This window comes from Sulfitobacter sp. GN1-4 (assembly GCF_055693825.1).
Map to the genome: position 1 here is coordinate 2974333 of NZ_JBVFUQ010000003.1, position 15390 is coordinate 2989722.

Annotated in this window: 13 protein-coding genes and 1 pseudogene; 7 read left to right on the forward strand and 7 right to left on the reverse strand. The window is 57.3% G+C overall.

Features of this window, described 5'->3' with window-relative positions; all coding sequences use genetic code 11:
- Positions 1–44 precede the first annotated feature (44 nt).
- Positions 45–941, reverse strand: coding sequence for a TRAP transporter substrate-binding protein (locus ACZ1HM_RS15260; protein WP_472743528.1), 897 nt, complete (start codon positions 939–941; stop codon positions 45–47).
- Between the two features lie 125 nt (positions 942–1066).
- On the opposite strand from ACZ1HM_RS15260, the gene ACZ1HM_RS15265 reads away from it, so the two are divergent.
- Entirely contained in the window at positions 1067–2062 is a 996-nt protein-coding gene (locus ACZ1HM_RS15265) for a LysR family transcriptional regulator (protein WP_472743529.1), read from the forward strand.
- A 206-nt stretch (positions 2063–2268) separates the two neighbouring features.
- On the opposite strand, the gene ACZ1HM_RS15270 is transcribed toward ACZ1HM_RS15265, so the two are convergent.
- On the reverse strand, positions 2269–3489 hold the full coding sequence (locus ACZ1HM_RS15270; RefSeq protein WP_472743530.1) for a flavin monoamine oxidase family protein: 1221 nt from the start codon (positions 3487–3489) through the stop codon (positions 2269–2271).
- A gap of 95 nt (positions 3490–3584) precedes the next feature.
- Between ACZ1HM_RS15270 and ACZ1HM_RS15275 the strand changes: the two genes are divergently transcribed.
- Positions 3585–4175 (forward strand): TetR/AcrR family transcriptional regulator, encoded by a 591-nt coding sequence (locus ACZ1HM_RS15275; protein WP_472743531.1) that lies wholly within the window; start codon positions 3585–3587, stop codon positions 4173–4175.
- A 199-nt stretch (positions 4176–4374) separates the two neighbouring features.
- Here the strand turns inward: ACZ1HM_RS15275 and ACZ1HM_RS15280 are convergent, their stop codons facing one another.
- The gene (locus tag ACZ1HM_RS15280; RefSeq protein ID WP_472743532.1) at positions 4375–6003 is read right to left on the reverse strand and encodes a thiamine pyrophosphate-binding protein; all 1629 of its coding nucleotides are present in this window, start codon (positions 6001–6003) and stop codon (positions 4375–4377) included.
- A gap of 146 nt (positions 6004–6149) precedes the next feature.
- Here ACZ1HM_RS15280 and ACZ1HM_RS15285 point away from each other — a divergent pair, with 146 nt between their 5' ends.
- Entirely contained in the window at positions 6150–6629 is a 480-nt protein-coding gene (locus ACZ1HM_RS15285) for an Lrp/AsnC family transcriptional regulator (RefSeq protein ID WP_472743533.1), read from the forward strand.
- Positions 6630–7022: 393 nt separating this feature from the next.
- Here ACZ1HM_RS15285 and ACZ1HM_RS15290 read toward each other — a convergent pair whose 3' ends face one another.
- Positions 7023–7940 carry a DMT family transporter gene (locus ACZ1HM_RS15290; RefSeq protein WP_472743534.1) on the reverse strand — a complete coding sequence of 306 codons (918 nt, stop codon included), beginning with the start codon at positions 7938–7940 and terminating at the stop codon, positions 7023–7025.
- A gap of 306 nt (positions 7941–8246) precedes the next feature.
- On the opposite strand from ACZ1HM_RS15290, the gene ACZ1HM_RS15295 reads away from it, so the two are divergent.
- Complete coding sequence (locus ACZ1HM_RS15295; protein WP_472743535.1) at positions 8247–8429, forward strand: hypothetical protein; 183 nt, start codon at positions 8247–8249, stop codon at positions 8427–8429.
- Between the two features lie 280 nt (positions 8430–8709).
- Here the strand turns inward: ACZ1HM_RS15295 and ACZ1HM_RS15300 are convergent, their stop codons facing one another.
- Positions 8710–9342, reverse strand: a complete 633-nt coding sequence (locus tag ACZ1HM_RS15300) for a tyrosine-type recombinase/integrase (protein WP_472743536.1) — start codon at positions 9340–9342, stop codon at positions 8710–8712.
- 256 nt (positions 9343–9598) lie between these two features.
- Between ACZ1HM_RS15300 and ACZ1HM_RS15305 the strand changes: the two genes are divergently transcribed.
- Positions 9599–10228, forward strand: a complete 630-nt coding sequence (locus ACZ1HM_RS15305) for a LysE family translocator (RefSeq protein ID WP_472743537.1) — start codon at positions 9599–9601, stop codon at positions 10226–10228.
- A 298-nt stretch (positions 10229–10526) separates the two neighbouring features.
- Here ACZ1HM_RS15305 and ACZ1HM_RS15310 read toward each other — a convergent pair whose 3' ends face one another.
- Positions 10527–11225 (reverse strand): GntR family transcriptional regulator, encoded by a 699-nt coding sequence (locus tag ACZ1HM_RS15310; protein WP_472743538.1) that lies wholly within the window; start codon positions 11223–11225, stop codon positions 10527–10529.
- 3 nt (positions 11226–11228) lie between these two features.
- A pseudogene (locus ACZ1HM_RS15315) lies at positions 11229–12595 on the reverse strand (formimidoylglutamate deiminase).
- A 70-nt stretch (positions 12596–12665) separates the two neighbouring features.
- Between ACZ1HM_RS15315 and hutI the strand changes: the two are divergent.
- Entirely contained in the window at positions 12666–13862 is a 1197-nt protein-coding gene (hutI, locus tag ACZ1HM_RS15320; RefSeq protein WP_472743539.1) for an imidazolonepropionase, read from the forward strand.
- Positions 13859–15388 (forward strand): histidine ammonia-lyase, encoded by a 1530-nt coding sequence (gene hutH / locus ACZ1HM_RS15325; protein WP_472743540.1) that lies wholly within the window; start codon positions 13859–13861, stop codon positions 15386–15388. Before hutI ends, hutH begins: the two co-directional genes overlap by 4 nt.
- Positions 15389–15390 lie beyond the last annotated feature (2 nt).

Below are 15390 nucleotides of genomic sequence, written 5' to 3' on the forward strand. Positions count from 1 at the left end.
AGTGGGGGCGCACCCGGTAGCAGGTGCGCCCGATGTTTCGAAGTTCAGTTGGAACCCTTGTAGGCGTCAAGCATTGCTTGCCCACGCTCTCCATTGGCGGCGATCCAGTCGGCGGTCATCTTTTCGCCAATGGCTTTGAAGTGCGCCTTGATCGCATCCGTGGGCGGAGACACTGTGATCCCGTTTTCGGTCAGCGTGGCGGCGTGACCTTTGGTCTGATCCTCCATCGCGGCCCAGGCGCGTGCTTCGGCGGCTGCGGCTTCTTCGCTGATGATGGTCTGGATCTCAGGGTCCAGCGCGTTCCAGGCTTCGGTGTTCACAAATACAAAGCTCTTCGGGATCGCTGTGTTCAGTGTGTAGTAGTGATCTAGGTAGTCCCAGAGCTTTGCGGAAATCCCGGCAGAACCGGACCCAAATGTGCCGTTCACAACACCTGTCGACAGAGCTTGCGGCAGTTCCGTCAACTCGATCTTGGTCGGCGTCATACCGGCAAGTTGCGCGATCTCCGAGCTTGTCGCATCAAATGTGCGCATCTTGAACCCGTCCAGATCAGCCGGTGTTTCCACTGCTCCTTTGGTGAACATGCCCTGTGGAGGCCAGATCGCAGTGTAGAGAATGGTCAACCCGCGAGAATTCATTGTCTCATCAAGGATCGGTCGAGTGGCGTCATAAAACTGGCGCGCTTCGTCAACGGAGGTGACAAGGAACGGCACCTGTTCCATGCCCCACATCGGTTCGTCATTGGCATGCAGCGCCAGCCCGCGTGCGCCAATGGGTGCTTGGCCAGAACGGACGGCGCGGATGATCTCGTCCCCTTTGAACAGCGTGCCCGCTGGATGCACGACAATTTCAAACTTGCCATCGGCTCGTTCAGTTACAGCCTCAGCAAACTCGATGTAGTTTTGAATGACATAGAGTTTCGCGGGGTAAGACACGGGCATGTCCCATCGGTCCTGCGCAAACGCAGTCGAGGCGAGTGCCACCGTGGCGGCTAGCCCGCAGGCTATCTTGGAAAAAAGTTCATGACGGTCTCCCTGTTTTGTCTTGTTCAAGCCTAAGCGCTGCAATGCTATCGGAACAAATTGGAAAGTTGCGGCTAGGACCCAAGGAATCCTATACTGAGAACATGCAAAGAAACCTGAACCTGCGCCAAATCGAGATCTTCAAAGCCTTCATGGAATGCCACACAACCACGGCGGCGTCTGAACGTCTTAACATTTCCCAGCCCACGATAAGCGAGCATCTGAGCGCGCTGGAACATCAAACAGGCCTGAAGCTGTTCGAGCGGCGCAGGAACCGTTTGAAACCGACCCCCATCGCCGAAGCATTCTATTCCGAAGTGGCGCGGGTCTATCACGGCGTCGAGCATCTGGAACGGTTTGTCGACGGGTTGGAGAACAAATTCACGGGCCAGATCGATTTCGGCACCTTGCCCATGGCATCTTACCGCTGGATGCCAGATATCCCGGCACAATTCCTGAAGGTGCATCAAGTCGGCTCGATCTCCATGCCCGTGCGCAGTTCAAGGCAAATCCTCGAATGGGTTGCCGCCGACCGCTTAGACTTCGGGATTGTTCTTGCCGCACATGACTATCCTCAGGTCAAGATCGAGGAGTTGCTACGCATTCCCATTGTCTGCCTGTTTCCCAAAGAAACCGGACTAGAGAGCAAGCAAGAAGTCAGTTGGAGCGATCTTGAAGGCCAGACGCTTGTCCGCCTTCGGACTTTCGACAATTGGACGGTTGGCATGGAGCGAGCCTTTCAATCCAAGGCGCGTCCAAAGAACGTTGTTGAGACCTACGTCACCCAAACCGCCGCCCAGATTGCAGTGGCGTGCCGGGGCTGTGCACTCGTTGATCTCATGTCGGCTTTGGAATGTAACGACGACACCGTCGCCTGGCGGCCCTTCTTGTCTGACGAGAGCTTTGTGATCCATCTGGCCTATTCTTCGTCGCGGTTCCGCGCACCCGAAGCGGAGGCACTAATGGACTTTGTTCGCCTTGATGCAAAGCGCCAAGCGGGAATGATCCGAGAAGCGATGGCTGAGGAGAGAACGGTGTAGCAATCGTTGTTTGAATTGGCTTCGGTGCCAATGTCCGCATTGTGAGTTTCTGCATTGCGGCGCAACAAGGTCGATCAAAGGCAGCTTTGGGCCGTCCATGACGATGCCCACAATTCAGTGTCGTTTACATGCTGCCGTCGATCTAATGGCCGCAAAGAGCCCAAATCAACAATTGCTGCAAACTGTTCGTATGTCGGCCCTGCAAACTACGGATATGCCCTCGTGAGGGTCTGATGTGCTCTGTTTACGACCTCGTCATCTGACACTCCCGCCAGGTCCCGCGCGGGTTGCGCCCCATTGAAAGCCATGATCACAGGCTGGCCCGTATATCGATAGAGGTTGAGCCATTGATTGAACTGTCCTGGGGGCAGGCCATTCTCTGGGGTGGCGATCCATGTGATATCTTCGTCCCAGAAGACGTCGCTGTAACGCAGATACACCTTGTCCAAGGTGCCCATTTCCAATCGCGCAATCGCGTCCTGTTTCCGCCTTGGCAGCTGCGGAGAAAAGCTGATGCTGCCTTGCTTTAGTACCCCTAGCGGCACTGTCAGGATCACTGCGTCGAACGAGGCCTCTCGACCCTGACTGTCGCGCAGATGGACGCCTTCCTCGTCGACTTTGACCCGCTTCAAGACATGACCAAGCCGGATGTCGAAGGAAGCGGAGATCCCGGAGAACAGCTGGTCATAGCCGCCGGGAAAAATAACCTCTTCACCGCCATAGTCAGAATCCAACCAATAGGCACGTGCGTTAATGTCCTGCGTATCAGCGCCAAAAGTGTGCTGCACCGACAGAACATTTTCCAGCCAGTCCGGGGTTTCCGCGTCTGGCATCTCTCGACCATCTTTACCGCGGGCGATGTAGCTATCGTCGGTGGCCACGGTAAGCACCCCCTGCGCCTCGGCAAGTTCTGTCAGCGGATTACCGTCGGTGCCATGGATCCAGCTGGCGCCAAGGTCAAGCGGTAGACCAAGGCGGCGATCCGTCCAAACGCGTCCCCCAACGCGGTTGCGGGCTTCAAGCACGGTTACGTCATAGCCCTCTTCCGAGAGCCAAAGCGCTGCGGCGAGACCGCTAACCCCGGCACCAATAACGGCCACCGACTCAGCGTCGGTTCTGTCATAGATGGCTTCTGCCGCGATCACCCCCGATTCATAGGCCGCGTGGACTGTGCTGTTGTAGTCAGGATGCGTGGCTTCGCCTGCAAAAAAGAGCCGGTCTGCGACGGGCTCGCCCAACGTAGCATGGTCGCGCCGTCTTGCCCCTTTAGCCACGTATGAATAAGAGCCAAGGCTGAAAGGGTCGCGGCTCCAATTTGTGCGGATATATCCTGTAGGGGCGCGGTTGCCTTGTGCTGCCGAAGCGAGGGGGACGAAACCACCAACCAATACGGAGACTGAGGTGCTGAGGAACGATCTGCGCTTCATCATGAGGTCCGTTGTGGGTTAGTTCTGCCGTGGCGGGGTACGTCGGAAGTTTCACACCTGTCATATGACAGGTTGCAACCCTATACATTGATTCAATGAAACAGGATACCAAACCAGTGGCACGCAAGTCGGAAATCGTCTTGGCAGCAGCTGCATTGCTCGAGGAGCAAGGCGAGACGGGGTTTTCTCTGCGTGAGGTCGCAAAAGTCGTTGGGATGAAACTGGCCTCGCTGCAGTATCACTTTCCCAACAAAGCCGCACTGATGACCGCAGTCCTAAACGCTGTCATGGATACCTATCTTGTCGAAATAGAAGCCGCTGTCGCCTCTGCGGGGAACGACCCCGTGCAACAACTAAAGAGCGCAGCCCGCGCTTTGAGCGGCTTGGGCGATACGGAAGCAGACGAGGCGCGATTAGAGATACATCTTTGGTCCATGGCGCTGACCGATCCATTGGTGCGCAAGACCCTGAACGAGTGCCACAAGTACTATATCGACAAAATGGCAGGCATGATCGCCGCCGCCAACTCCAAGATAGGCGCTCAAGAAGCTCAAAAACGCGCGGTCTTGATTGCCAGCCTGCAAGAGGGTTCCATGCTATTTATGGACGAAGAAGTCACCGGCCTTTCCAAAGTAAATATGGGTGAAAGCATCTACAAAGCCACGATCATGATCGCTCTGGGGTAGTGGTGCTTCACTTTCTGCGAAGCTGGACCTTCAAAGCGCGGGTCTCGATGTCGGGTAAGTCCACACAGCGCCAAACAACCTAATTGGGCATTCTGACCGGTTCGACCGAAAGCGGGCGATCAAAAAGTGTGCAGCGAACGCCAGCGGTGAGCCTAGACTGCCTAAAGCTGCAAATCGGACGAATGACACCTATACGCTGCTAAACGCGCATTCTTGGAACATCGAACGGATCTAGATGCATGTCGATGACCAATGGGCCGGATCGTTTTTCGATGGCCTGGTCTACTGCAGCTAAATCATCGGGTGTTTTCAGATCCAAGCCTTGTGCGCCCAAACTCTGGGCAACGCTTGCAAAAGAGGGCCAATCAAACGTGCTTGCAATCGGATCCATCTTATTATCGAGCAGTTGAATATGTTCCGCGCCGTAGGCTGCATCATTGCAAATGACAACGACTAAATCCAAGTTCAAACGCACGGCAGTGTTTAGCTCGGTGAGACCGCCCATCATAAAGCCGCCGTCCCCGGTAAAAATCACAGTAGGTCTGTCTGGCGTTGCGGCGCTGGCACCGATAGCTGCCTGAAGTCCCAATCCAATCGAGCCAAAATTGGTTGTGTCCAAAAAATCTCGGGGCTTTTCCACGTTAACGCGGCACCAAACCTCGGTCATGAAGCGGCCGCCATCGGTAACAAGGATACGGTCCTTTGGAAGCCTTTCGTTGAGCCATTCGAGGGTCTCAACGTAGTTTATGGTGTTCTCTGGTCGCGTTTTACTGTGCTGTGCGTTGTGCTTGCGCAAATTGGTTGAGTCTAAGGCTCGCGTGAAGCCGCTTGGCGCGATTTCTGCCTCATTAAGCCAATATAGAATATTGTCTGCCGTTAGTGCGGCATCTGCAATCAGAGCGGCGTTTGGATGGACGGTTTTGCCAACTGCGGATGCATCCGTGTCAATCTGAACGATGCGCTTATTCTTGAACAGTTTGCCATGATCTGTGGTCCAGTCGGTCAGGCTTGCGCCGAATGCAACAATGCAATCTGCCTTGTCTATGGCGTCATAGCCCGCGGGAGTGCTCAGCGTGCCGCAAAGATCAATGCAATACGGATGCTCGGCAAAGAGCCCTTTCGCTTTTAGTGTGGTGGCCAATGGCGCTTCCAATCGATCCGCAAGCCGCTTCAAAGCGGTGCCTGCGTCAATAGCGCCGCCACCTGCCAGAAGCAGGGGCCGCTTGGCAGAAGCGATCATTCCGATCGCTTCATCTAGCACGTCGCCCTCTGGGACATAGGCAGGCGTCTCAAAAACAGGATGGATGGTCTTCTTGTAATCAACCTCTTGCCACATGAGTTCTACAGGCATGTTGAACAGGATCGGGCGACGCTCAGCGCGCGCACGGTAAAGCGCGCGTGCTAGGTCTTCCAGCGCAGTTGCCGCTGACCGCATCTGTTCAAAACCTGCCCCGCACAGCGTTGCGACAGCACGCTGATCGGTGTTTTGAAGATGGTTAGGGTCTTCGCCAGGTGTATCTCCCGCCATCAGCACAAGGCCAACTTTTGCGCGTGCAGCGTCTGTTAGTGCTGTCGTGCAATTGGTGACCGCCGGACCATGGGTCACTGTCGCCACACCAACCTTGCCTGTCACCCGAGCATACCCATGCGCCATAAGCACTGCACTGCCTTCGTGAACCGCGGGAACAAAACGTGTGCCGGTTTGTTGGCGATAGCTGTCCGCCATGAATAGATTGGCATCTCCAATCAGCCCGAAAAGCGTATCGACGCCATTGTCGATCAGACAGCTTGAAAGTCCTTCAAACAGTTTCGTTTTCATGGCTTGCATCGCTCTGCTCCTTACGCTGCGTGGTAAGAAGCTATGCGAGAAGCACCTCACGAAGTGCGCATTCGATTGGACTATTATGACCCAGTTTGCGTTCTCATGCGCAAAATCGCATAATCCTGCACGAAAAGTGCAATTCGGTGTGACGTATGACCCCAAAGCCTCTTGATTCTTACGATGTGCGTATTTTGAACGCACTTCAGCGCGATGGATCACTTGGGAATATTGATCTTGCTAAGATAGTGCATCTCTCGGCCTCTCAGTGTTCGCGCAGGCGTGCCGCTCTTGAAGCCAAAGGGGTTATTGAGTGCTATCGGGCTTGTTTGAACGCCAACGCGCTCGGCCTGAAGTTGCACGCAATTGTGCGGCTGAATATGCGGCATCACGACCAAACATCGGACGAAAAACTCTCCAGATGGTTTGGGTCTCAGCAGGAAATACAATCCGCATTTTCGATATCAGGTGACGCGGACTACATTTTGACTGTTCGAGTGGAGGATCTTGAGGCGTTCACACACTTTATTCACGACAAGCTGTTGCGCCAGCCAGAGATTGAACAAGTACGATCTGAATTTGTTTTGAAGACGCTTAAGGATAGTCCGGCGCTTCAAGTCGCAACTGCGATATAAGATGCCCGGCTTCTTTTGAAAGCAAGCAGTCATTCCTCTGCACAACACTAACAACAGCTTTGCCCGCGCAGCGGGCACTCGACTGCACCTCCGCGAAGGTCCGGTTTGACCAGTCCTACAAATCCGCACCATGACCGCTTTGGGCTGCTAGGAGCCCTTGGTGCGTCCCGCAGCGGACGCCGGCAACAAACCCACAGGAGACCAACAGCTTCTTCGCTGCGTGCGCTCGCAGCGCGGATTATGCCGTAACGGCTAAGAACTCGGTGTCGCAACGCAGCGAGAAGATCAGCCATTCATACAAAGCGCAGCGAGAACGAAACACTCAAGGATCGAATCGCGGGACTTTGCAGCCATTCCCTCTATCAATTCGAGTGTCCGCTTGCGGTCCCAGAATCAAGCTCGACGGACAGCCATCACGCCTGCAACAACGATGAGAGCGATGCCAGCCAGTGCTACGTTGTCGGGCCTTTCGGAAAAGAACAATGCACCCCAGACTAGAGCAAACCCAACATAGGCAAAATCGAATGTCCCAACAGTCGAAGCGGGTGCCGCCTGATAGGCAACAGCAGTTCCAACAGAGGCTACTAGAATGAGACTGGCAAGAATGGCTGTGGTTAGCCATTCGTCCAGTCCCATAACCGTCCAATCGGGTGACAGGAACGCAGACGTTTCAAGGGAAAACCTCCAGCCAAGCAGCAACCCCGTGATGCCAACAACGACAAAGGTTGCATTCAATCCCAATGCAAGCGTGGCCGGATGTTCATTGCGGCACTTGGTGCGGGTCAAAATCATCGCCAAGGCATAGAGAATGGCCGAAAAGATCGGAAGCAATGCGGCCCAGACAAAAGCTTCACTACCGGGGCGCAAGACCAGCAGTATCCCAACAAAGCCAAGTACAACGCCCACCCATTGAGACCGCCCGACAGTTTCGCCCCCAAACAGCGCGGCAAAGGCTACAATGAAAAGTGGTAAAGTGTAGTAGGCCGCCGCCGCAACAGCCAACGGAAGAAGCGGCAATGCAAGATAATAGGCGATCCACATGGCGGTCAGTAGAAGAGATCGAATTGCAATCCACCCGACCGACTGTGGGGCGAGGCGCGTCCTGTTAAGAAAAACGAGCGCACCGACAAGAAGAACCGGAAAAGTAAGCGCTGACCGAACAGCGAACAGCTGCCACAGCCCCATACCTCCGTCCCCACCAAGAGACTTGATCAGGGCGTCACCCAGTGACAACGCAAGCACCGTTCCAACAATCGTAGCCACACCCAAAGGCACGTTGTCGGGTCGATGAATGTCAGAACTGCTGGCCATAGCTGGACGCTAGACCGAAGTGACTTGATTGACCATCAATTGCAGACATTCACGTACGGAGCAGCATCGGTGAGAATGGGCTCGATGCCGCCGTTCGCCGCGGACTCAGCCAAGGTCTGTGATGCGGGACAAAGTGAGCTGTTGCCGCGAATGCACCAAGGTCGGTCCTGAAGTTGTGCAACCCTGAACGTTCCCTTTGGCCTATGATTGAAGCTAGGAGCAACACTGATACGAGACCAAGCAAAAACGTTGACCCAAGTGATGCGCTGGTTATCGCTGACGGGGCTATTTGAGTGAGGATCGCCCATGCTTCGTACTTTGGCACTTTCAATTGCGCTGATGTTTACCATCCCTTTGTCATCAGCGGCAGAACCAGCGATCAAGTTGTGGCTGATCCCTGTCTCCGGTTTCTTTCATGATCATCTGTTTGTCCCGGATGGACGGGAGAATGATGCTTTGGCCGTGCTGAAAGATATGTCCATCGGTTAAACTTAGTGTCTTGGCAGTTTGGCAACGCAGTGCCGAAGATCCATTCGGCGGCCAGTCACGCCACCGCGACGAATTGCCGAAATGCAGGTCGCGACCGCAGCCGAGCCCGAACGGCAGGACTAAGTATTAGTTTCGGTGACCAACGTCGGCTTATTATGCTTTGCGGCCGCTAAGAAAGAGCGCAGCATTTGGCACTTTGGGCTCAGCACCGACCAACGGCGCGTAACGTGCTGACTCCCGCTTTGATATGGTGAACGGCAGGACCGTTCGCCAAGTTGGCTCAAATATCGATGCGCTCAGCGGTGCTCAGGGCATCTTCCAATTCAACGCCAAGGTAACGCACCGTACTGTCGACCTTCGTGTGACCAAGCAGCAGTTGGACGGAACGGAGAGTGCCGGTCTTTCGAAAGATCTCCGCTGCCTTTGTCCGCCGAAGTGAATGTGTACCGTATCCGCTTGGCTCTAGCCCGATCGCAGTCACCCAATCACGAACGAGGCGTCCATACTGGCGGGTTGAGATATGCCGCCGGTCGTGGAACCGACTGGGGAACATGAACCGACATGCAAACATCTCAGGCGACTTAACCCACGCCAAGACGGTTTCACGCGTGTTTTCAGTCAGTTCAAACCGGACTGGTCGCTTGGTCTTGCTTTGGATCACTGAAAAACGTTCCCGTACGCGGTCATCTTTTACTAGATCAGGCACGGCCAATCCGACGAGGTCACAGCCGCGCAACCTACTATCAATGGCGATATTGAACAAAGCCAGATCAGGCAGGTAACCCGCGAGTTCAAGTCGCGCCCGGATTGCCCAGACCTGCTTTGGTAGTAAAGGCCGTTTCTGGCCGATATTCCGCCCTTTGTTCCAGGCTCTATGTTTCGGGGTCTTTGCGGGAAGTTGGACTCTTGCCATGCTTCGCCCTCAGTTCCTCCCTCCAAACCCATTCATCAGCACCGCGCTGATCGTTTCATTGTTCAGTCCAAGCGGATGGTCGCTGTCTGATGCCCATGAGAAAAGCTGACGCTGCGATCGCATTCGGCCGCAAAGAGCCCAAACCTTGAGATTTCCGCATCGCAGCTAACGTCCGCAATGCACTCGCTCAGGGTTTTCGGAATTGTTTAGTTTTCTGTTTTTGGCAATAGTGACGCCACCATAAGGAAACCGATTTATGCTGTTTGAAACCTGGACGCTGTATGTACTCACTGTTCTCGCTTTGATGAGTACTCCCGGGCCAAGTCAGCTGCTGATGCTGACAAACAGCGGGGTCCACGGTTTCAACCGGTCACTTGCCACCGCAGTAGGTGACCTTTCCGCGAACGCCTTGCAGATGCTAGCGGCCGGACTCGGTCTTGCCGCGATCATTGCGGCATCTGCCACGGCGCTGACAGTCATAAAATGGGCGGGGGTCGCGTATCTTTTTTGGCTGGGTGTTCGGATGATCCGACGCGCAAAACCAGATGAAACCTCTGCTCAACGGAAACAAGAAAGAGCTTCACTGAGAACCCTCTGGCTTCAAGGGTTCCTTACATCAGCCGCGAACCCGAAAGCTGTTGTCTTTTTCGCGGCCCTTTTCCCGCAATTTATCAGCGCGGAAGCACCATTCTGGCCTCAATTTCTGGTACTGTCCGCGACGTACATCATCATGGATGGTATGTTTCTGTCTGCCTACGGGCTTGGGTCAAATTGGGTTGTCAAAAGGTTCAAGGGTGACGCGCGGGTCTGGGTTGAGCGCATCGGCGGCGGATTCATGATCAGTGCGGCGATACTACTTGGACTGAAATCTGTCTCGCGCCAATAAGACAAAAGCCGACTTTGGTTCAGCCGTAGCGAATTCACGCTTTGTCCCACATAGCGGCCGCTCATGGTGCATGCGGGCAATGTCCGCTTCGGCCCACCTCAGTGTCGATCACGACCTTGTCCTTGCGGCACGGACGCCGGATAACATGGCAACCTTGGTTGTAGAGCTGGGAGCAAAAGCTGTGACATTCCGGGCATGAGGACGTGAAATACGTCAACAAGCGCTTTGACAGTTTGGCCCGCGATGCGGTCGTGACGCCGGATGCCGTGCCAGACTACCTGCACGCCCTGATCGGGGGCTAGAACGTGCTGTTAAATCTATGACCGGGCACATAGGTCAGGGTCACGCGTGTGACAGCTGTGGTTCCATCCCAGGTCTGCCGATCGACCTTCAACACACTGGCACCGACCTCTGCACCCAGACTGGTTGCTTCATCTTCCGACAGTGCGCTGGCCCGAAATCCAAGCTCGCCACGTGTAAAGGGCGCCTGACCAACAAGCCACTCATTCGCATTGACCTGCGCAAAGTCCACTTCGCCAGCCTGCGGGACCGCGTCAAGATTTATCCAGCGGTCCTCCAGAACAAAGGGTTGCGCATCCGCAAGGTGCAGCGCACGCAGATGGAGCGCGGGCCTGCCAGGCCCAAGCCCAAGTGCGGCCTGCACCGGCCCCGGCGGTGGGGAAATGCTGCGCGACAAAAGAGCATGGCTGTAGGCCTGGCCCAGTCCTTCGACCTCAATCCGGATAATCGGGATACTGAATTTCACCTGGCGCACCGGGAATGCAGCCACCCGTGTTCCGGCCCTGCGCCGCCGGTCAAGGATGCCTTGATCAGCAAGATCGCGGAGCGCGCGGTTAACCGTCACCCGTGCGCAACCGAATTCTTTTGCCAGCTCTGCTTCGGTCGGCATCAGCCCCCCGGCAGGCCAGACCCGGTCTTGAATGCGGCGCTGCACCGTGTCCCGCACGGATTGCCAGGTCTGGGTTTCTTTTGGCATGAGCTAAAGCGTATCCGTCAATTTGGTCAGGGTCTGGGTATAGGCAGCCTTGATCGCCGTTTGGGCGACATGTTTGCCATCCACCACCAGATGGCGTCCGGCGGCCCAGACATTCTTGACCATTGTATCGCCGCCCGCAAACACGAAACTGTCCAGGATCGCGTCGCCCTTACGGGCGCAAAGATCTACGTGATCGCCATCCAGCCCTAGCAAATCGGCCCAATGCCCTTCCTTGATGGCACCGCTTTGCCGGTGGGCCGCACGGGCTCCGCCCGCCAGCGCCGCCTCAAACATGCGCCGACCGGTCGATAATGTCTCAGACGCCAGCGCCGCGCGGGAGTGGTCGCGCAGACGTTGGGAATAATCTAGCATCCGAAGCTCCTCACTGAGCGAAATGCGGATATTGCTGTCGGACCCGATCGCAAGCGCCCCCCTTCGGAGAGCCATCTGACACCGTCAAAGATGCCGTCGCCGAGGCTGGCTTCGGTGATCGGGCACAGGCCCGCGACAGCGCCCGTCCTGGCAAGTGCTGCTGTTTCATAGGGGGTCATCTGCGTGCAGTGGATCAGGCACCAGCGCGCACTCAGATCCATATTATCCAGCGCCCATGCGACAGGTCGGGCACCCCAATGCGCCATCACCACATCGACTTCAGCCTGCTGCTCGGCCAGATGCATATGCAAGGGGCCCTCCGGTAAAAGTGCGGGCAAGTGCCCCAGATCGGTGCGGCTGACTGCACGCAAGGAATGGGGGGCGAGGCCCAGCACCGCATCGGGCGGCAATGCTGCAAGGGCGTGCCGCGCGCCTTCCAACACCGCGTTCATCTGCTCAAGGCTGTTGCCAAACCGGATCTGCCCCGGCCCCAGCGGCCGCTGATCACATCCGCCATAGCGATACATCACCGGCAACAGCGTCAGGCCAATTCCGGATTGCGCCGCCGCAGCCACAATGCGCGCCGACAGCTCTGCCGGGTTGTCATAGGGCACACCGCCGGTCTGGTGATGCAGATAATGAAATTCAACACTGCTGGAATATCCCGCTTCCAGCATTTCCATCTGCACCAGCGCCGTGATGGCCTGAATGTCTTCAGGCGTCAGCTGGTCCAAAAACCGGTACATCAGCTGCCGCCAGGTCCAAAAACTGTCCGTGCCAGAGGGACCGCGCCGCTCGGTCAAGCCAGCCATGGCGCGTTGAAAGCCATGGGAATGCGCATTCGTAGGTGCGGGCAGCAAAACATCGACCGTCTGCGCATCAGGCACAGGACCCTGCCCCGACGTGACCGCGCCAATCCGCCCTGTGGCCTGCATGTCAACCAAGACATCCTCGGTCCACCCTCCGGGCAGCAATGCGGTTTTCGCAAAAATCTTCATGGGCCAACGCACCTCTTGACGCATCGTTATGTATGTACTTATTAAAATTAAAACTGTCACAGGGTACAAGATGATTCTCGTAAATGCCACGATTGCGACATGTGCTGGGACAAGCGGATATGGTCTGATTGCGGGCGCCGCCCTGGCGGTCCAGGGCGACCAGATCGCTTGGGTCGGCCCTGCAGCGGAGCTGCCGGCGCGCTATGCATCCCTGCCCTACCGGGATCTGGCCGGTCGGCTGGTGACCCCCGCCCTGATCGATTGCCACACTCATATTGTGCATGCAGGCCACCGCGCGGCTGAATTCGAACAGCGGCTGACCGGCGTGGACTATGCTGAAATCGCCCGGCGCGGCGGCGGCATTGCCGCAACGGTCAAGGCGACGCGGGCGGCGGGTCTTGATGATCTGGTGAAAGCCGCTTTGCCTCGGGTGGATGCGCTTTTGGCCGAGGGCGTGACCACTATTGAGATCAAGTCAGGCTACGGGCTGAACCAGGAGGCCGAGCTAAACATGCTGCGCGCCGCCCGGCAGATCGCCCGCTTGCGGCCCGTGGATGTTGTCACGACCTTTCTGGGCGCCCATGCGGTGCCCCCCGAGTATGCAGGGCGCGCATGCGCCTATATCGCCGAGGTTTGCCTGCCCACGCTCAACGCGGCCCACGCCGAGGGTCTGGTCGACGCCGTGGACGGGTTCTGCGAAGGGATCGCCTTCAACACGCAGGAGCTTGCGCCGCTGTTCGCACGGGCCAAAGCGTTGGGGTTGCCGGTCAAACTCCATGCTGAGCAATTGTCCCATCAAGGCGGCACTGCTTTTGCGGCAACGCATGGTGCCGCGTCGGTCGATCATCTCGAATTTGCCACCGCAGATGACGCGCGGGCGATGGCTGCTGCGGGCAGTGTTGCTGTCCTCTTGCCCGGGGCCTTCTACACCTTACGCGAAACGCAGTGCCCGCCGATTACGGCGCTCCGGTCAGAGGGCGTCCCGATGGCTCTGGCGACGGACGCCAATCCGGGCTCGTCCCCGATGACATCCCTGCTGCTGGCGATGAACATGGGCTGCACCCTGTTTCGCATGACGCCCGAAGAGGCGCTGCGCGGTGTCACGGTCAACGCAGCCCAAGCGCTTGGTGTGACGGATCGCGGGCGGATCGCCCCGGGGCAGAGGGCCGATTTGGCCGTGTGGGACGTGCAAACACCGGCTGAATTGTCCTACCGCATTGGGTGCAACCCGCTTTATGCCTGCATGTTCCGGGGAGAGTTTCGATGACAGTTCTCACACCTGGCGCGGTCACATTGGCGCAATTGGAAACGCTCTGGCGCGTGGGCGTGCCCGCCCGCCTGAACACCGACTGTCATGCCGACATCGCCCGATCCGCCGCGCGCGTGGCCCAAGCCGTCGCCGCAGGCGCACCGGTCTACGGGGTGAACACGGGCTTTGGAAAGCTTGCCCATATTCGCATCGACGCCAGCGACACCGCCACCCTGCAACGCAATCTGATCCTGTCCCATTGCTGCGGTGTGGGCGACCCGCTGCCCAAACCGATCACGCGGCTGATGATGGTCCTAAAACTGTGTTCGCTGGGGCGCGGCGCGTCCGGCGTCCAGCCGCAAACCGTCGCTCTGATTGAGGCGATGCTGGAGAGAGGCGTCACGCCAGTTATCCCCTCCCAAGGGTCGGTCGGCGCCTCGGGGGATCTGGCCCCCCTTGCTCATATGGCCGCTGTCATGATCGGAGAGGGTGCCGCGCAGGTACATGACAACGCCCCCATGCCCGGCGCGCAAGCGCTGGCCGAGGCGGGGCTGGAGCCAATCGCGCTTGGTCCGAAGGAAGGGCTGGCACTGATCAACGGCACGCAATTCTCGACCGCTTGCGCGCTGGCTGCTCTGTTTGAGGCTTGGGAGGCGGCGCGCGCCAATATCGTTGTATCGGCCCTGTCCACGGATGCGATTATGGGGTCTGACGCGCCGTTGCACCCCGAAATCCACCGCTTGCGGGGCCAACCGGGGCAGATCGAGGTGGCGCGCCTGCTGTCTGGGCTGATGGAAGGATCACAGATCCGCGACAGCCACACCACCGGAGACAGCCGGGTACAAGACCCCTATTGCATCCGCTGCCAGCCCCAGGTGGCCGGGGCCGCCGTTGACCTTATCCGTTTTGCCGCGCGCACGTTGCAGATCGAAGCCAACGCCGTCACAGACAATCCGTTGGTCCTGGAAAGCGGGCACATCGTGTCGGGCGGCAATTTTCACGCCGAACCCGTGGCCTTTGCCGCCGATCAAATCGCGCTGGCGATCGCCGAGCTGGGCGCGATTTCTCAGCGCCGCATTGCGCTGATCGTTGACCCGACGCTGAGCCATGACCTGCCGCCGTTCCTGTCGCCCGATCCGGGTTTGAATTCCGGGCTCATGATCGCCGAAGTCACCTCTGCCGCGTTGATGAGTGAAAACAAACATCTGGCGAACCCCTGCTCGACGGATTCGACGCCAACCTCTGCCAATCAGGAAGACCATGTCTCTATGGCTGCTCATGGCGCGCTCAGACTTGGACGGATGACGAAAAATCTGGCGCAGATCGTCGGCATTGAAGCCATCTGCGCGGCGCAAGGCATTGAAGCCCGCGCCCCATTAAAGACCTCGCTGCCTTTGCAAACCGTGATGCATGCCATTCGGGCGAAAGTGCCCGCTTTGCACCAGGATCGCTACCTGGCCGATGATCTTGCTGCCGCCGCAGAACTGGTCCGCTCCGGCGCAGTATCGGGCGATCTGGAAAGCGCATTGGAGATGTTCCTTTGACC